This window comes from Novosphingobium resinovorum (genome assembly GCF_036352595.1).
GTDB lineage: Bacteria > Pseudomonadota > Alphaproteobacteria > Sphingomonadales > Sphingomonadaceae > Novosphingobium > Novosphingobium resinovorum_B.
The window spans coordinates 80339-96973 of record NZ_JAZFAX010000019.1 but is presented as its reverse complement, the minus strand read 5'-3'; the positions used below and the strand labels follow the sequence as shown (position 1 = coordinate 96973).

At 64.8% G+C, this 16635-nt stretch carries 22 protein-coding genes and 1 pseudogene; 7 read left to right on the top strand and 16 right to left on the bottom strand.

Features of this window, described 5'->3' with window-relative positions; translation table 11 throughout:
* Positions 1 to 10: 10 nt before the first annotated feature.
* The 16 genes from traN to V2S85_RS17475 all read right to left on the bottom strand — a co-directional run bounded on the left by traN (position 11) and on the right by V2S85_RS17475 (position 13521).
* Positions 11 to 1105, bottom strand: coding sequence for a conjugal transfer protein TraN (traN, locus tag V2S85_RS17550; RefSeq protein WP_330704135.1), 1095 nt, complete (start codon positions 1103 to 1105; stop codon positions 11 to 13).
* Positions 1102 to 3033 carry a hypothetical protein gene (locus tag V2S85_RS17545; protein ID WP_330704134.1) on the bottom strand — a complete coding sequence of 644 codons (1932 nt, stop codon included), beginning with the start codon at positions 3031 to 3033 and terminating at the stop codon, positions 1102 to 1104. Before V2S85_RS17545 ends, traN begins: the two co-directional genes overlap by 4 nt.
* Positions 3030 to 3359 (bottom strand): hypothetical protein, encoded by a 330-nt coding sequence (locus V2S85_RS17540; protein WP_330704133.1) that lies wholly within the window; start codon positions 3357 to 3359, stop codon positions 3030 to 3032. Before V2S85_RS17540 ends, V2S85_RS17545 begins: the two co-directional genes overlap by 4 nt.
* Positions 3356 to 4369 (bottom strand): TraU family protein, encoded by a 1014-nt coding sequence (locus V2S85_RS17535; protein WP_330704132.1) that lies wholly within the window; start codon positions 4367 to 4369, stop codon positions 3356 to 3358. Before V2S85_RS17535 ends, V2S85_RS17540 begins: the two co-directional genes overlap by 4 nt.
* Entirely contained in the window at positions 4366 to 5010 is a 645-nt protein-coding gene (locus V2S85_RS17530; RefSeq protein ID WP_419198213.1) for a conjugal transfer protein TraW, read from the bottom strand. The genes V2S85_RS17535 and V2S85_RS17530 overlap by 4 nt, the downstream gene beginning before the upstream one ends.
* Positions 5000 to 5236: a hypothetical protein gene (locus V2S85_RS17525; protein ID WP_330704130.1), complete on the bottom strand. Its 237-nt coding sequence runs from the start codon at positions 5234 to 5236 to the stop codon at positions 5000 to 5002. The genes V2S85_RS17530 and V2S85_RS17525 overlap by 11 nt, the downstream gene beginning before the upstream one ends.
* Positions 5233 to 5586, bottom strand: coding sequence for a hypothetical protein (locus V2S85_RS17520; RefSeq protein ID WP_330704129.1), 354 nt, complete (start codon positions 5584 to 5586; stop codon positions 5233 to 5235). The genes V2S85_RS17525 and V2S85_RS17520 overlap by 4 nt, the downstream gene beginning before the upstream one ends.
* Positions 5583 to 5912 carry a hypothetical protein gene (locus V2S85_RS17515; protein WP_330704128.1) on the bottom strand — a complete coding sequence of 110 codons (330 nt, stop codon included), beginning with the start codon at positions 5910 to 5912 and terminating at the stop codon, positions 5583 to 5585. The genes V2S85_RS17520 and V2S85_RS17515 overlap by 4 nt, the downstream gene beginning before the upstream one ends.
* The gene (locus V2S85_RS17510) at positions 5909 to 8455 is read right to left on the bottom strand and encodes a TraC family protein (RefSeq protein ID WP_330704127.1); all 2547 of its coding nucleotides are present in this window, start codon (positions 8453 to 8455) and stop codon (positions 5909 to 5911) included. Before V2S85_RS17510 ends, V2S85_RS17515 begins: the two co-directional genes overlap by 4 nt.
* Positions 8452 to 9054, bottom strand: a complete 603-nt coding sequence (gene traV, locus V2S85_RS17505; protein ID WP_330704126.1) for a type IV conjugative transfer system lipoprotein TraV — start codon at positions 9052 to 9054, stop codon at positions 8452 to 8454. The genes V2S85_RS17510 and traV overlap by 4 nt, the downstream gene beginning before the upstream one ends.
* Positions 9055 to 9078: 24 nt before the next feature.
* The gene (locus V2S85_RS17500; RefSeq protein WP_330704125.1) at positions 9079 to 10425 is read right to left on the bottom strand and encodes a TraB/VirB10 family protein; all 1347 of its coding nucleotides are present in this window, start codon (positions 10423 to 10425) and stop codon (positions 9079 to 9081) included.
* On the bottom strand, positions 10422 to 11198 hold the full coding sequence (locus tag V2S85_RS17495) for a type-F conjugative transfer system secretin TraK (protein ID WP_330704124.1): 777 nt from the start codon (positions 11196 to 11198) through the stop codon (positions 10422 to 10424). The genes V2S85_RS17500 and V2S85_RS17495 overlap by 4 nt, the downstream gene beginning before the upstream one ends.
* Complete coding sequence (locus tag V2S85_RS17490) at positions 11182 to 11817, bottom strand: TraE/TraK family type IV conjugative transfer system protein (RefSeq protein ID WP_330704123.1); 636 nt, start codon at positions 11815 to 11817, stop codon at positions 11182 to 11184. Before V2S85_RS17490 ends, V2S85_RS17495 begins: the two co-directional genes overlap by 17 nt.
* Before the next feature lie 5 nt (positions 11818 to 11822).
* A complete protein-coding gene (locus V2S85_RS17485) occupies positions 11823 to 12089 on the bottom strand; it encodes a type IV conjugative transfer system protein TraL (RefSeq protein ID WP_008827576.1) in 267 nt (88 codons plus the stop codon).
* 132 nt (positions 12090 to 12221) lie between these two features.
* Positions 12222 to 12536: a hypothetical protein gene (locus tag V2S85_RS17480; RefSeq protein WP_207081237.1), complete on the bottom strand. Its 315-nt coding sequence runs from the start codon at positions 12534 to 12536 to the stop codon at positions 12222 to 12224.
* Between the two features lie 196 nt (positions 12537 to 12732).
* Positions 12733 to 13521, bottom strand: coding sequence for a DsbC family protein (locus tag V2S85_RS17475; RefSeq protein ID WP_419198211.1), 789 nt, complete (start codon positions 13519 to 13521; stop codon positions 12733 to 12735).
* On the opposite strand from V2S85_RS17475, the gene V2S85_RS17470 reads away from it, so the two are divergent.
* The 7 genes and pseudogenes from V2S85_RS17470 to V2S85_RS17440 all read left to right on the top strand — a co-directional run bounded on the left by V2S85_RS17470 (position 13520) and on the right by V2S85_RS17440 (position 16632).
* Positions 13520 to 13822, top strand: a complete 303-nt coding sequence (locus tag V2S85_RS17470) for a hypothetical protein (protein ID WP_330704121.1) — start codon at positions 13520 to 13522, stop codon at positions 13820 to 13822. The genes V2S85_RS17475 and V2S85_RS17470 overlap by 2 nt on opposite strands.
* 168 nt (positions 13823 to 13990) lie before the next feature.
* Entirely contained in the window at positions 13991 to 14413 is a 423-nt protein-coding gene (locus tag V2S85_RS17465) for a hypothetical protein (RefSeq protein ID WP_330704120.1), read from the top strand.
* A gap of 141 nt (positions 14414 to 14554) precedes the next feature.
* Positions 14555 to 14965, top strand: coding sequence for a transcriptional regulator (locus V2S85_RS17460; RefSeq protein ID WP_330704119.1), 411 nt, complete (start codon positions 14555 to 14557; stop codon positions 14963 to 14965).
* Positions 14966 to 14968: 3 nt separating this feature from the next.
* A pseudogene (locus V2S85_RS17455) lies at positions 14969 to 15166 on the top strand (GntR family transcriptional regulator); the annotation flags it as partial.
* A gap of 66 nt (positions 15167 to 15232) precedes the next feature.
* A complete protein-coding gene (locus tag V2S85_RS17450) occupies positions 15233 to 15607 on the top strand; it encodes a hypothetical protein (protein ID WP_330704149.1) in 375 nt (124 codons plus the stop codon).
* 160 nt (positions 15608 to 15767) lie between these two features.
* Positions 15768 to 15902, top strand: coding sequence for a benenodin family lasso peptide (locus tag V2S85_RS17445; RefSeq protein ID WP_330704118.1), 135 nt, complete (start codon positions 15768 to 15770; stop codon positions 15900 to 15902).
* A gap of 58 nt (positions 15903 to 15960) precedes the next feature.
* Positions 15961 to 16632, top strand: a complete 672-nt coding sequence (locus V2S85_RS17440) for a lasso peptide biosynthesis B2 protein (RefSeq protein ID WP_330704117.1) — start codon at positions 15961 to 15963, stop codon at positions 16630 to 16632.
* Positions 16633 to 16635: the final 3 nt, after the last annotated feature.

Below are 16635 nucleotides of genomic sequence, written 5' to 3'. Positions count from 1 at the left end.
CAGGGCGTCCCTAGTTGCTGATCGTCTGCATATAGGCATCGATCTTGTCCTTCATGTCGATCTGGATTTCGCTCTGGGCGCGCGCTTCGATCTCCTCGTAGTACTCCGAGAGATCCATCCTGCTGAAATCGAGCGCCTGGAACTCTTCCGCAGTGAACCCGCGGCAATAGGGCTTCTTCGCCGTGCCCCAGCCCTTCTCGGCGAAGCTCTTGAGCTGCGGGCGCCCCTGTTCCTGGATGATGCGGCCGAGCTTGGTGTTGAAGCAGCAGTGGCCTTTCGCCTTCTGCACGCAGATGCCCAGGATCTTCGACGAGCAATAGCTGCCCACCTCGTGGCACATTCCCGAGCCGCGCAGCATGCCCACTTCCATGTCCTCCTGGTCGCAGCCCTGCAGCAGCACCTCGATCATGAAATTGACGGCAAGGCTGATCGCGATCGAGGTGGGATCGATGCCGACGATGATCGCATTGGCGCCCGCGCTTGCCGCCTGGCTCGCCGTCGCGCCCGCCTTGAAGGCGGTGTAGGCCGCCTTGAGACCCGTGAAGACGCCCTTGGCGACAGCGATCTTGGTCGAGATCGACGAGATCGAACCGCCCATGCCGTCCTTGACGATCTTGCCCTTGTCCTTGCAGCAGTTCTGGAATGTGGTGCTGAGACCTGCGGGACGACAGCGCGCGGCGCGGCCCGAGAATATCTCGATCGTGCCCAGGCAATTGCCATCGGCATCGACGTCGCCGTCGGCCTCGACCCCGGGATCGTCGAGCGCCGCTTCCTCGACGACGGGATTGGCGCTGGTGTCGATGCAGGTGTTGGCCGAGCAGGCGGCCGCGCCGCCGCTCGCGGGAACCTCGCAGGCGTATTGATCGCCGAGCGGGCAGTGCAGCGCGCCTGCCGTGTCCGCCTCGCACGTCGCCTGGCCGATCGGGCACATCCAATCACCCGAAGCGGTCAGATGGCAGGTCGCCGTCTCGCCTTCGTCGGCCGCATCGCCATTGCCGTCGAGATCAACGGCGCAAAGCTGCTGCGCGGCTGCGCCTGCGGGAAACACCAGAACGCCGGAGATGAGCAGCATCGCCGCTGCAAGGTGGGACCGCACGGCACTCATCGCACGCTGCTCGTGCAGACCATGTCCGCCCCGCCGAGGCGTACCGTCTGCATCATCACTGCCGCCTCGGGAAAATCATCGAGACAGCCGCAGCCCTCCACGAGTTCCTCGCCTTCCCCGGCCGGGCAGACGTTGCTGTCCTGGCAGGTGCGGTAGTAATAGTCCCAGCCTGTCGGATCGGTCTGCTTCGAACCGGTCACGCCATCGGGCGCGACGGCCGTGTTCGCCTGGGCCTTGCGGGTCTTGCAGATCGGCTCGCAGGCGCTGACGCTGCCCCGATCGGGCATGGAGAAGCTGCGGGTGGTGAGGCTGTAGCTGCCGTCGGCGTTCGTCACCCGGTCGGCAAGCAGGGTCTCGGCCGAGTGATCGATGATATAGGCGCCGCGCGAGAGATCGGGCTCGGCCGCGGCTCCCAGATCGACGTTGCACCGGTAGGTCCGCTCGCGCAGGAAGAAGTCGCGGGCGATCTGCGCGGTGCAGGCGCCGGTTCCGAATACCCGCGTCTGGGGCAGCGGCGAGAGGCCGGTGTTGACGCCGCTGCGGAAGGTCGTGACCCCGTCGACTACTTCATCCTGCAGCCGGCAGGCATCGTTTGCTTCGTAGCCGGAACAGGTATCGACGAGTTGCTCGCTCGTCTTGCAGCCGGCATCGACGCTGGCATCGATCGCGGCATAGGCTTCGCCGCCCTCGGCGATTGCGACGCGCAGCCAGATGTCATGATCGCCCTGTGTCATCCGCGAAGTCAGATCGAGCGCGGGGTTCAGGTAGAACGCGCCCTTCTTCTCGCACTTGCCCGGCGGCAATCCGGTTCCGGTCCAGGTCTGCGGCCCGGAACCCAATAGTTCACCGTCGACCCGGATCTGGGCCCAGTCATCGGCGCCGAAGCGGGTGAGCAGAACTTGTCGCAGGCGATCCGTGTCCTTGGCCCGCAGCGTCATGTGAAAATCGAAGATCGAGCAGGATCCGCCCGAAAGACTGTTGTCGGACGGCGAGCCCATGGGGAAGGTGACGTTCCCGGTGTCGGTGACGGACGTAGCATAGCCACCCGCGACCCGGTCGATGACCTTCTCGGTTGTGATTTCCTCCTGGGTGATCTGCCGGGTCACGGTGCAGCTGCGGCTGACCTCGGAAGTGCCGGTGCCGGTCGAGGAGGCGGCGAGTGCCTGGAATACGCTGCTCGCCTGGGCGGCGGCGGAGGCGTCGCTCGAGATGGCGCCCGGATTGCTCTTGTACGCGGCGGCGCCGACGTCGGACTGCGCTGTGCACGAGGTCGTCTGGGCGCCGGTGTAGCGGATGACCGGCCCATCGATCGCCGCCTGCGAAATGGCGATGCGCGCGTCCGACGTGGTGAGCGCGCCGACGACGCCGCCCCCGAGGTCTTTCAGCACCGAGGCGATGTTGCCCCACACCAGGTTGTTGCCGCAGCTGTTGTTGACGCAGTAACAGCCGGCAAGCTCGGTTAGCTCGACCTCGCTGAGCTTGAGCGCTCCCGAGGTCGCGGTATCCCAGCGGAAGAACCGGCAGGCGTCCCACGTCCCCGGGTTGCAGGAGATGATCCCGTTCGCGCAGATGCCCGAGGTCACGACGGGCACCGTCAGCCCCTCGTCGAAGCTGCCATCGAGATCCCTGTCCCGCGAAATGCTGAGTGTGCCGATATCGCCGGTGGCATTCGGCTGCGCGAGCAGTTCCAGATAGGTCGCGGTCTTCTGGCAGGAAAGATCAGGCGTGAACGCTCTGGATGAGTCTACCGTGGTGATGCTCCGGCCCGCCATCCCCGGCGTCACGTAGTTATCGAGCAGCGCATCGCTGTCCGCGCTTTTGGCGCGCGCGGCGGCGGCGGCGGCGCGGGCGCGGTCCTCCGGCGTCTGCGCGTACAGCGGCACGGACAGGCCGAGCACCATGGCGAGGGAGAGGGCACGCGTCTTCATGGCCGGATCTCGCCCGGAATCACGCCGCGCGAGCCGCGACACAAACGAAACAGCAGAACGCCGCCATCGCAGTGCGGCCTTTCGGCCCTGAACACGGCCTGCCCCTCGAAGACGGTCAGCGTGGCCACGACGACAGACGGCGAGGAGGGGCGCACCGCCTGTTCATCGTCTGTGTTGAAGGCCACGCCGACCGCCCGGCCGACACCGCAGGGGGGAAACGGCGCCGGTCTGACCGCGATGGAAACGCCCGGGCTGATGGGCTGACGGGCAGGCCACCGGCTGATCCCGGGCGCTTTCACGCGGTTGTCGGAAGGCGAGCTGCTCACGGCGTCGATACTCCGGCGCAGCAGATCGTCTTTTCGAAGAGCATGAACTGGGCGTTGTCCTTGCCGGGCGCATGCTTCGCGCTGGTCCACAGCGCACCGGGCCGGCCGACATTGACGCAGCTGCCGCCCTTGACCGGCTCCATCAGCTGGAACTTGTAGCGGCTCTTGGTCCACACCGGTTGGGGGATGAAGGAGCAGCCGTCGGCCGAACTGACGGTGAGCGCGCCGAGCCGCCCCATCATGAACAGGCCGCGCGCGGCAAGACCCGCCCAGGCCTCGACGCTGTCCCCGAAATGAATGTCGCCCGCCACCGGATAGGTCGCGCCCCACGAGCCCATGCACCAGAACAGGGGATCGACGACCTTGCCCGCTGCCGCGGCGGCGCTGTCGGACATGCAGGCAAGGCCTGCCGCCGGATTGCCGAAGAGGATCGCCTCGGGCTGGATGATCGCGCCGAGCGTCGCCGATTGCCAGGTCGGCAACACCTCGGTGATGAGGGCGACGTCGAAACCGTCGTCCTCGATGCATGGCAGGTCGGTGAACATGTCGAGCATCTTCCAGACCGGCGAGATATAGTAGTGCATCTGCGCGAACATCTTGCGCGTATTGGTGCCGTCGGCGAGGCTGCTCTGGCTCCCCTGCAGCTTGCCGCCGGTCGGCATGATGTCAGCGCCGAGCGCCATCATGCAGCCCGGTTCGGTCACGACATCGACCATGCGATTGGGCGACCAGAAGCTGACCTTCACCCCAAACCAGAAGGTCACGCCCTTGCGGCAGGCGCAAAGCGGCTTGGAGGCCGACTGGGCGTCGAGCGCCTTGCCGAGCGGTTCGCTGGGGCCGACCTTCACCCCGCCGATGGTGATCGGGAATATGCAGTTCCAGCGCACTTTGGTGATCGGGTTGAACACCGTGCCCGCTTCGCATTTGGACGCATGGGCGGGAGCAGCGACCGCCAGTGCGGCAAAGCCGCAACCCAGCGCCAGCAATCTGCCAAGCGACAATAGTTTCATCGCACTGCCCTCCGGTCGGTTTTGCGCCTGTCGACTTCGGTGAGCACGAGCTTCTGGCCGTCCTGCGCGACGATCACCGGCGCGACGGTCAGGCCGAGCCGCGCCTTGACGCGCTCCTCGAGCAGGAACAGAGCGCGGCCGTGCCGTTCGCCAAGCGTGATCGCATCGGCATCACCGGGGCTGCCGGCTGCGAGCAGGATGAAGTCGGCAGGCCTTGCGGTGCGCAGCGCCCAGTCGAGTTCGCGCGGATGCACGACGATCAGCCGCTGGGGCAGTGACACATAGGCGAGCGGGTTGAAGCTGTAGCCCTTGGCATAGAGCAGCTTGCCCTCTGGCAGGCGGATATCCTGGTCGAGCGTATAGAAAGGGACCACCGTGCGGGTCCGATCCGCGCGGGCAACTCCGAGCGCCGCCGCCTTCATCGCCGACCAGCGCTCGCGCGGCCCGAAGGCCTTCGTCATATCGGGAACGCGCGCGGCTCGGCCCTCGATCTCGCTCAGCGCGTCGGGCTCGGCGATCGGCCACGTGCGACCGATGGTGCTGGTCGCTGCTAGGGCAGCCGTCGAAATCGCCACGCCAAGGCCAAGCGCTGTCAGCGCGTACACGACTTGGCTGGGGCAATGCGCAAACCTAGCGACCATGACGACGCCTCCATCCAGGCTGGGCGCCATCGCGATCCTCGCCGATCGCAGCACTGATCAGCGCGGCAGTCGCAATGATTGCGGTGATGACGACGAGAAGGCGGAACCGATCGGGCACGGCGGGGAGCTGCCAGGCGATGCAGGACTGCACCAGCAGCAGCCCCTGGCTGCCCAGCACCAGGCGGATAGGCCCCGGCGCCGGTGTCGAGGAGAAGATACCGTTCACCGCTGCCTCCATCGCCGGCACAGCGCCTTGAGGCGCCCACCCATCTCGTGCCAGGGGACAAGGATCAGACCGGAACTCGCCGCGCCGAGGCCGGCGATCACGCCGATCGCGACGGCGCCCTGGAACGGAGCATCGAGGATCCCTGCGAGGGTAAAGGCCAGAAGCGACGCGTTCGCGATGCTGACACCCAGAAGATTGAAGCAGCTCAGCCGCGCATAGCGCCGTTCCGCCCCGATTACCGTCACGATAGCGTTGGCCACCGCTTCCATGCCTATCACCTGGTTCTCCAGGCTTTGCGCACAGGTGAGAAGGTCGCGAAGATCGCGGGCCGGATCGCCCTTCGCGCTCATCGTGCCCTCCACCGCCGCAGGTGCGACGCCAGCTTGCCGCAGGCGCCGGAAAGTCCGATCAGCAGCATGCCGCTCGAAAAGCAGGCGGCGGCGACGATGATCCCGGCGCGCAGTGCAGGAAGGACCGGCTGGTGAAGCGCGATGCCGGCGATCGTCACCAGCGCGCCCATCATGAAGGTTTCGATAGCGACGAGCCGCAACCGCCAGCGGAAGGCGGCAGCCTCCGCTCGCTGGGCGACGCGCGCTTCGATGGCAGCCTGCACGGCGGGGTCCTGCTCCCAGTTGAGCAGCAGCTGGTCGGGATGCGGGGAGGGTGCGCGCGTCATGTCGAGGCTCCATCCGATTGACCATCCCAATGGTGCTCCCGGCCGCCGGCATCACCCAGGATCTGCACGGGATCGACACCGGCGAGTTCACACACGGCTTCCAGCGGGCTGCGCCCGGCGCGCAGCAGCGCCTCGAAGGCGGCGACCTCTCCCGGCGCCGAGGTGTTGATCCAGTAGCTGAAGGGATCGACCACCAGCCTCGCGATGCCCAGGCCAAGCGGGGAATCTATGAACACCTCGGAATAGTTCGGCTTGGCGTTGCGGACCGATTTGAGGAGGTCGAGGACGAAGCCTGAATAGTCGAGGATCTTGTTGTCGACTGCCTTGTCGTAGGTTGAGCCCTGCAGCAGGAACTTCGTCGCCGCGTTCTCGAGGATCACCTGGCCGGTGCCGCCGAAAAGCGTCAGATCGTTCATGCTCTGAAGGACGATGCCGAAGCTGCCCTGGTATTTGCGCGCCCGGCGATACCCCTGACCGAAGGCCTCGGCGAGCCGCGAGAGATCCTGCCCGTCGCTGCGGGTCATGAACTGCGCGGCCTCGTCGCACAGCACGAAGCGGGGACGACCGCGGTCGGAGAGATAGAGGTCCTGGGTGACGGCGTTGACCACCACCATGACGATGACATTGAAAAGGTCGGGCAGCGCTTTGAGCCGTTCAAGCTCGAGCACGACGAACTCGTCGCTGCGGATATCGAAGGTCGAGGGGCCGTTGAAGAAATGGCCGTAAGCGCCCCCCGACCCGAAATCGCGCAGGTTGAAGGCGAGCTCGCGCGCGACCGGCACGAGATGCTCGACGCGGTCCAGGTCCGAGACGGCGTTCTCGGGATAACGCCCCAGCCATTCGCGCACCGCATCGATGCCGTCCTCGCCGCGCCCACCATCGACGGTCCACTGCACGGCCGACTTGAGAAGATTCCACTGCGAGGTGGTGACCGGCTTGCGGGTGGCGGCATTGGCCATTTCCGCGACGATCGCGACGGCCATGGCGATCGCCGACTGCTTGTCTTCGCCATCGAGCGCGAGCCCCATGTCGAACGGGTTGAGGACAAGGCGTTCCTCGCCGATGTCGATGTAGCGGCCAGAGCACAGGGTGCAGAGCTTGCGATAGCTGCCGCCGATATCGATGATCCGGATCAGCGCGCCTTGCGCGTAATATTGCTGGCACAGGTTGTTGAGCAGGAAGCTCTTGCCTGCACCGGATTCGGCCGAGACGATGAAGTTGTAGTTGTTGATCCTGGGATCGAAGAGGTCGAGCGTGATCAGCTGACCCTTGCGGCCCACGTAAAGCAGCGCCGGGCGCCCGCCCCCGCGAAAATCGGTCTGCACCGGCGCCATCAGCGTCGCGGCTTTCACCGGCATCCGGAAATCACGCTCGAGCAGTTTCATGGTGCGCTTTTCGGGATAGAGCCCGAAGGGCAGGCTGGCGGCGAGCAGCACCGGCAGCAGATAGCTCTCCTCCTGGACCATGAACGGCAGCGGTTCGGATTCCCACAGCCGCTTGGCACGCGCGGCCATGTCGCGCGCCTGGGCGCTGTCGTGGCCCAGCACCCACATCGTCGGGATCACCGAGACGAACCGGCTGTTCGAAGCCTCGTCGAGGATCCAGCCGATCTCCTCGATCTGCTTGCCGACCTCGACCGCGAAGCTGCCGGCAGCCTTCTGCGCGGAGAGGATTTGCGCCCGCTTGTGGATCTCGAACTGCGAATGGTCGAACAATACCGAGAGGCAGGAAAGGAACGGCCCGCCGATCTGGTCGCTGTCTTCGGCGCTCCCGCGCATGCCGCCCATCAGCCGGTTCGCGCGCTCGGCGGTGATGCGACGCGCGGGCGCCTTGGGCGTCAGGCAACGTGCGACCTGGTTGCCGAGGAAGACTTCCGGCCCCTCGAAAAAGAGGTCGGGCCCGGCCTCGATGATCTGCCGCGCGACCGAGGGCGCGGGCATGCCGCCGACGCCGTCCTGCAGGAAAACGCCGGGCGCAGGCGCGAACACGCCGTTGAAGATCCGCCGGTAGAAACTGACAAGCTCCGATGGCGGCAGGCGGCGAATGCCCATCTTCGCCAGTTGCTCCTCGACTTGCCGGCGCAGATCGGCGCCCAGCTTCACCCGCGTTTTCACAGCGAGGAACAGGCGAAAGTCACGCACCGGGATACCGTGCAGGGACTCGAGCCCGCGTGTTCCGGCGCGCAGGTAGTCGGCAGTCCGCCGCGCCGAGGCCTGCACCAGCGGATCGGGCCGGACCTTGAGGTCGAGATAGGCATCGAGCGCAGGGTCTATGAGGGGATCGGCGAAGGTGATGAGCTGCTGCACCGTCCCTTCGGGGAAATGGATGTTGAGCAGCCCGAGCAGCGCCTGCTGGACATGGGCGAACATGTAGGCGGCGGGTACGAGCTCCCAGGCCTGGCCCCAGCCATCGTCGATGCACAGGAACGCCTCTTCCTCCTCGACCCAGGCCAGCATCGGCAGGAAGTCGGAATAGGCATCGCGCGTCACCGCCGCGCGCAGGCGCTGGTAGCTGAGACCGCCCCGTGTATTTCGCGCGCTCATGGCCGGCTCTCCGGTTCGAGGGCGTCGCGGCGTGCACCGGTGGTCGGCTCAGCGGCTCCTGCCGGGTCGTTCTCGCGCGTGGTGCGCAGCACCGGCGGCGCGGGAACCCGGCCGCCCGGTTCGACGAGATAGTCGCCGACGACCCATGCGGGCCTGTCGACGATCGAATAGATGTAGCGCGGCATGTAGAGGCGACCCGGCCGCTGCTTGTCCGCATAGGGCAGGATCAGCGTGCGCACCGTGCGCGAGGGCCGCAACATCGGCGAGGAAGGGCTCTCGACCACCGCGCCGATGTTAATGGACGCGGGTTCGGCAAGAGCAGGGATATTTGCATCGCGGCGCTTGGGCTCAGCTGCCCCTGACGCTTTTCCCGCCCGGAGCATCTTGCGGTCGTTGGTGACGCCTGGATCGGACTTGGAGGGCCTTCCGGCCAGCGCGTCGGCATAGGCCTGGTCGGGATGGATGCACTGGCCGTGGTCGCTGTTCTTGCAGGAGAACTTCTCGCTGTAGGGCGACATCACCGACCCGACCGCCGCGCAGCCCGACAGGGACAGGCCGATGAGGGGGAGAGCCAGCAATGCGGGACGTAGCATGGTCATGTTCCTGTCTCCGGTTGGCGAGGGTCAGAATTTGGCGGCGGCGCCGGGCTTGATCTCGAGGGTCACGCCCTCCTGGATCACCACGACGACGTCCTTGGCGGCGCCGACTTCGACGATGGGCCCCGCTTGCCGGGCGAGATCGAGGTAGAAGTCGGTGAGCTTGTCCGAGGACTTGGAAAGGCCCCCGGCGATGCCGGTCTTGGCGGCGTCCGCGGCATCGAGCGTGCGTACCGAGCCCAGCGCGGAGGTCGACGTGCTGCCGAACGTACTTTCGACCGATTGCGAAATGCCGCTGATGGTGCCGGCGATGAAGGCCCGGGCGAGTGTCGCGCCGGCGCGGGTCACCACTTTGCCCGAGAGCCCCTTCTTGCCGTCGGTGTCGACGAAGAAGCCTTTGACCGGCTGATCGACCACCGAATGCTCGTCGAAATCGACACACGACAGCGAGACGAGCTGGATTTCCACCCGCTCCTTGGCGAGGCTGCCGGTGGCGTTGCCGATGACGAAGCAGCCGGCAAGGTTCGCCTTGACCTCATTGGGAAGGACTGCGGGCGCCTGGACCCTCGCGATGATCGGCTCGGGATTGCTCGTGGCGTCCCGGCTCGCCAGCGCGTCGATCCCGGTCAGGAGCCGCGCCTTCATGAAACCAGGCGGTAAATAGATCGTCCGATTCTTTTTTTTGGACGAGGCCGAGGCATCGGCGGTCCCCTGTGGCCCGCCGGCACCTATGACTGCTCCGGTCGCCGAGCCGATCGCGCCAACCGTCTTCTCGACCGGCGGGGCGGGCGGCGCCACAGATACGGGACCGGTCGGCGGTGCAGGCAATTTGTCGGCGTCTGCCGAGATGTCCCCGGTTTCGGGCGGATAGGGCAGGGCCGGGACGGTGTCCGGCAGGGCGGGCGGCAGATCGCCATCGCTGCCTTGGTTACCCGCAGCCGATTTGCTGTCGGGAACCACCTTGCCTTCCTCGATGGCGCTCACCCGGTCTCCGAGCAGCTGCTGGCCGTCGAGCACCTTCTTGAGATCGCCGCGCAGCTTCACCTCGAGGCTGTCGCCGCGTAGTCCCGCACCCATGTTAAGTGAGGCGGCGGGATCGGCGCTCTTCACTTCTTCCTTATGCCCCGAGGCCATGTAGAGCGCGAAACCGAGCGCACCGACGGTGGTGGCGACCGCGAGCTGGCGCGCGCGCAGCTTCTGCTTTGCGGACAGCCGGTCCCACTGTGTTTTCCAGTCGGGAAGACCAAAGGGTGCGCCAATCCCGGCAGGCGCCAGCCTATCCTCGCCTTCGCGCGCGGCCTGTTCGGCCAGGTGCGCCTGGTAGGCCGAACGCGGCTCAGGGGTGCCCGTGGCCTTGTCGTCCGGCCCGTTCATTGAACCGCTCCCCGGCGTACGACCACGAGGCGGGCGGTTTCTCCGGCCGCCAGGCGCACCCGGTCGAGGGTGATCGCGAAAATTCGCTCACCGAGACCGGCATCGAGCAGCTGGCGTTCGTCGAGCACGATGGGCGCGGCGGCCTGCAGCCGATATTCCGAGGCGGAGAGCCCGGTGCCTTCGATGGCGATCCGGCGCTGCTCGGTCAGCGAAAGGGCGGGCAGAGGCGCAAGCCGTATGGGCACGTCTGATGGCGCGACCTCGCTGAAGGTCGCCGGGACATGATCGTCGAGGAGCGCCATCGTCACCGAAACCGCGCGGTCCTCGTCGGCGAGCGCGGCGAGCAGGTCGCTGTTCGCCTGCGCGCGCTGGCGGGCGCCCGGCACAAGCAGGACGGTCTGCGCCGGGATCTCGGCGGGCTCGGCATAGAGCGGGTACGTCGCGCCGTTGCAGGTGACGAAGAATTCTGCGGGCTGGGTCACATAGGTCCGCGTGACCTGGCCGGCGTCGTCGACCTCGCGCGTCAGGAACTTGATCCAGGCGTCCGCGCCGCCCTTCTCGACGGCGAGCCCCTTCTCGGCCGAGAACTTGACGTCCTCGATCTCGCCGCCCTCGCATACGACATGATTGATGTCGCGGTTGGAGAGGCGGATATGGCTGGTCTGGTCCGGTAGGGCCTGGATACCCTGTGCCGATGCCGGCGCTGCCAGGAGCAGCAGGCAGAGCATCGGGGCGCGGCGCAGCGACGCGTGGGGGTCAGCGTGTTTCAGCATCGAACTGTTCCTCGGAAAGACGGGTCAGCCAGAAGCGGCCATTCTCGATCCGGTAACCGATCCGCAGAATGCCCCGGAATTTGCGGATCACCCCGCCGATGACGCGGACCCTCTCCACCGGCACGAGGATCTCATGCGGCGTCCAGCGCACAGGCTGGTCACCCCGAATGTAAGTGGCGATCGACAGGGTCGGATTATCGGCCAGTTCGTCGAGCACGCCGTTCAGGCTGTCGCGCATCGCGCCGTAGGCGGACGGATGGACAAGCCCGAGCAGTTCCTGGAACTGGCGGTCGGCCGAATAGGCCGACCAGGTTCCCGACAGCGCGACGATGTTGCGCGTCATCGCGACGAGGTAGGCTTCGGACGGCTTGCTGCCCGAGACGTAGAGGTCACCGGACGCGCCAAAGGGAACGACCACGGTGCGCGCGTTCTGGTTGGTCGTGTAAATGACCGCTCCCAGCACGATCGTGACGCCGAACATGCCGGCCACCGCGACCTTGAGCAGCCGGTTCTCCTCGAAGAGGTTGGCCGAACCCTGCAGATAGCGATGGATGCCGAAACTCGCCGGTTTACCCAGCAGCGGATCTTCGGCCGCCCGCTTGCGTGAGAGGATACCCATCGCGCCTACTCGAAGAAGCGGGTCTGCGTCGGACCCGGATAGTGGGGGAAGGAGACCAGGCCCCAGCGCCAGGCCAGATGGGACAGGTAGCCCCTGGGCTTGCTCCGCTTCCACGGGATGAAAAGGAGAAGGGCGGCGATGAGCGCCCAGCCGACAAATCCGCCCACGATCGCGGCCACGAAGACGCTCGAGGTCGCGAGCAGGAACTCGTCCGATCCGAACCACAGGATCTGGACCGGCCGATGCAGATATTGCGGAAGGCGCTCGTCCATGTGCCCTTCTCCTCCTGCTTCATGACACCTTGCGAAGGTGTCGGTTTCCGGGGACCGACCATCGGCCCCCAGCACGGTGCCGGCGCGGGACGGACCTGGCCGGTCGGCCAGTCGCGCCCTGCGCGCAGCGTCTCAGACGACCATCCCGAACGTCTGCAGGATCGAGTCCGCCTTGATCAGGCAGACAGCCGCGACGATGGTAGGGATGCCGATCATGATGTTCGAGAAGAGGCGCGAGACGCCGAACAGGAAGGCGGCGACGCCGCCCACGAAGCCCAGCGGGCCCTTCACGCCCTTGTTCACGACGATATCGTAGATGTCGTAGCCGAGATCGCCCTGGGCCGGCGCCGAGAAGGCATGGGCCGGGCCGGCGATCAGGGCCATCACGCCCAAAGGGAGGCCGATATTCGCAGCCGCGAGAGCCTTTTTACCGAATGTACGCATCATGGCATTGCTCCAAAAAGGAGCCGTCCGGACATTCGCCTGCCGGCATCGACGAGGATCGATGTCGGCCGGGGCGTCGGTGGACGGCTCCATGAGCCCGCCGCCGCCGGCATCCTGGTTCATCCGCCGGGCCGGGGTCGGCCGGACTGGATGCCCTCCGGAAAAGAGATCGTCGCTTCGCGCGGCGGTGCGCGAGAGCTCAGCGCGGCGCATCGGTCGCGGCCTTCGCCAGTGCGGGCTTCGCGTGCCCGTCGAGAAACGCCTCGAGCTCGGCCTGCTGGAAGCCCGAGATGAGCTTTCCGTCCGCGATGAGGGTCGGTGTTCCCGAGACACCTACCCTGGCGACCAGTTCGGCATCGGCGGCGACCTTGTCGCGACCTGCCGCGCACTGCCGCAGAACCGGCGGGGTCTGGCCCGAATAGGCGGCCTTGAAGGCAGCCTCGCGATCGGGCGAGCACAGGATGTGCTCCGCCTTGGCCGCAGCGGTCGGGTGGATGCCGCTCACGAAGAAGATCAGGCGCCGGACAGGCTTGCCTTCGGCTGCCTTGGCGTTCCAGTAGCGGTCGAGCGCCTGGCAGTAGGGGCAGTCAGGGTCGGTGAACTCGATCACCGTCGGCGCGTCGACCGGACCGATCGCCAGGGCCTTGGCCGGATCGATCGCCTTCAGGCGCCGGCTCGTGCCCTGTTCCTGGGCAAGTGCCGTAAGGTTCACGCCATTACGATCGTAGACCGTGGCGAACAGCAGATGCTCGCTCTGCGGCGCGAAATAGATGATCTTGCCGCCTGCGGTGGCCTGATAGAGCGGCCCTTCGACCGGTGCTGGGCCGAAGTCCTCGAAGCGCAGGTTGGTGAAGGTCTGCTGCAACTGTTGCTCGGCTTCAGCCTGAGCGTTGGCCAGCGGCTCACCGTGGTCCTGAGCTTGCACTGCATCTTGGCGCGGGACCGGGACATGTTCCGGTTCACCGGCATGGACGGGGGCAGCCGACATGAGCGCCAGTGCTGCGACACCAGCCACGCTACCAAATAAACCCGGCCGCTTCGGCCATGACGAAGTCGCGGCCGAGTCTTTCCGCCGCGCCGCAGCGGGGCCGGGTCCGGGCACGAGATGTAGCCTGACGGTCATCGCCAATTCACGAGGATTGTGGAACATTGGCACACGCCTCCTTCTTCCGGCGCGTGCGATTCCGCGCGCCGGCTTTCGTCATGCGGTTCTGGCTGGGAGCGTGGTTTGGGCTGCGCTCGCCTTCCCCGTGGTGATCGGATGGATGAAGGATGAAGCGAAGAAATAACCCGCACAATAGGCAGGGTACTGAGATGCCGGTTCGGAAATACAGTGCCGAAATCGGCACGTCAGTTCCGCTTTTCATGCACTGCCACGTGGATTTTACCGTCTTGTCTGTGGGAGCGCCGTCGCACGACGGTTCGCTTCGATTGCGAATCAGCCAGGGAGCCTCGGCATGAGGACTTCGAGAACATACAAGCTGCAGCTCTCAGGGCAGGGCATCGACCAGTTCCTCGCCTGCCATTGTCGGGTCGCACGCCTGGCGAAGGAATTCATCCCCTATGGCATGACCCTCTATGTCGCCATGAGCCTGCTCGACGCCAGCGACCCGGCCGATATCGCTGCCGAACTGGAATCCCCGGTGTGCAATGCGCTCGGTGGTTCCTCGAACCGCTTCGTGGGGACGACGTCACACCTTGCCGATCTCGTCGAGCAGGTTGGCGCGCGCCTTGCCGATAGTGGCCACTGTGGTCGATCCATAGCGACATGGCGCCTTTATAATGCCGGGCTCAGTCTGCTGCTGAGTTCCGAGGACGGGGAGCTACAGGCCGCCTACCGAAGAGCGGCCCAGACCATTCCGGTCCGGCGATCGCGCTGATACCGACTATCTGTAGGGATTATTTGAATAATGCTTTCACCATGAAAGCATTACCGGATTGACGTTTGGCGTAACGAACAACATTTTCTCCGAACTGGGCTGTGCACGGGAGCTTTGAGCCATTGGCAGGGAGATCTTGTCATGCCGCTTCAGGCGATACCCACTGCACGCGATCCCTCGGTGCTTGCGACGATCAAGCTGATGTCGGGGAGACGGATAGAAATGCAACGGCGTACCGAAAAGATTACGCAGGAAGACTTCGCGGCCCGCGTCGGCATCGGCGCGCGCTGGCTGCGCGAGATCGAGGCCGGCAACCCCAAGTCGCGGCTCGACGATCACTTCCGCTGCGCCCATGCCCTGGGGCTTACGACCGGGCATCTTGTTATTCCGCTGCTGTTCATGGAACATCAGCGGGTTTTTCCACGCGGCTTACTCGAAGGAGACCTTTCAAAGCTCGAAACCGTCTGCATAGATGCCATTGCCCGGCACAACCTCGACACGCTCTCGCACCAGCTCTTCGCACGCGATGCCGACCACACGCCCGACGACTGAACGATGATGTCGCCGGGAACGCGCCAGGGTGAGAAAGTCTATGCGGACCTTAAGGAAGCCGTGCTCTCGGGACGCTATGCGTCCGACACGGAGCTATCGATAGCTGCTATAGCCGAGGATATCGGGGCCGGCGGCTCTCCAGTCCGCGACGGTCTTCATCGACTTTACGGCGAGGGGCTCCTGCAGACGGGCCCGCATCGGGGATTTAGAGTGCCCAGCTGGAGTGCCGACGCGCTCAGAGATTGCTACACATGGCATGGTCATCTCATGCGTATGGCCATCAAGGCGATCGGACCAAAAGCGCTTCGGGAACCGGTGGCGCCCGAGGGATGGCTGACCGACTACAGCACTCCCGATCGCATCGTCGCGACTGCAGAGCGTATGTTTCTCACGCTGGCGAACAGGTCCTCTTCCAACGAGCTCGTGGCCGCTGTCGCCAACGCCGGCGAGCGCCTGCGCACTATCCGACTCGTCGAAACGGAACGCTGGTCGGACTGCGGTGACGAGCTTGTCTCTGCCAATGTATTGGCAAGATTTGAGCCCGGAAGCAGGCTTCTGGAGGCCCTCTGGAACTATCACCGTCGCCGAATTCGGGCTGCCAATATGCTTTCTGAATCGCTTAAATCGCGATTACAAAGCTGAAATCACGCCATAAAATGACAATGGCTAGCTGTGAAATATTATTCCATAGGATCGTACGTTTATTAGTTTCACCATGAAAGCAAAAGTAGCTGAATATATTAGGGTTCAGGCATAGCCTTTCTGTCGCCACGAACAGTGTGGCGAATAGAAGGAGGCAAATATGGAACGCGAATATGAAGCGGCCGATGACGGCGTGATCGAACTGGGTGTCGCCAGCGAGATGACGAACGGCTTCGGCGATGGCGACACCGACAATCCCGACCGGCAGTCGCAACTCGGAAGTCTCGAGAACTGATATCAACTGTCTGTCCCGGTCCACTGAGCCGGGGCAGACATTTTCTTTAGGTGCGAGGATGCCCATCATCCGCCCAAGAGCTGAGGTCGGCTATTGTGAGCTTGACAGAAGGCTGATCTTTCTCGACGTGAGGCGCGACCGCTATTTGCAGATTGCCCCTGACTTGGAGATGTCGTTTAGGCGTATTTGCGCTTCGAATGAAAATGTCGACCCAAAGCTTGCTTCGTCACTGCTGCAAACGGGCTTGTTTGAGACTGTTCCAGAAGATTGTCCTGCGCGATGTACGGGCAATTTGATCCGCCCTACGCGAGCAATTATCGCGGACTTACACAAAGCGACAATCTCGAAATCCATAGTTAATTGGATCCGCGCAGTCGCATTGCTCGCCGTGTTCCATGGGTTCGCCAGGCGGAAATCGCTCAAGAGCTTGATCAGCCTGGCAACATCTCTGTCAAAACATCGCATATTGCGCGTCAGGAATGGCGATAGAGATACCCTGCTTGCCGTATTCGGTTGCGCGATGCTTCTGTTCCGAAGGAAGGATCGTTGCCTGCCGGATGCCTTGGCTCTGTTTAGCCTTCTTGCGGCGGCCGGTTGTCGCGTCCAGATCACCTTTGGCGTTCAACGCTTCCCATTCCAGGCGCACTGCTGGGTACAGCAAGATGACATTGTACTCGGACAAGATATTGAAAATGTGCAGGCCTTCTGCCCGATCTTGGCTGTGCCATGAATA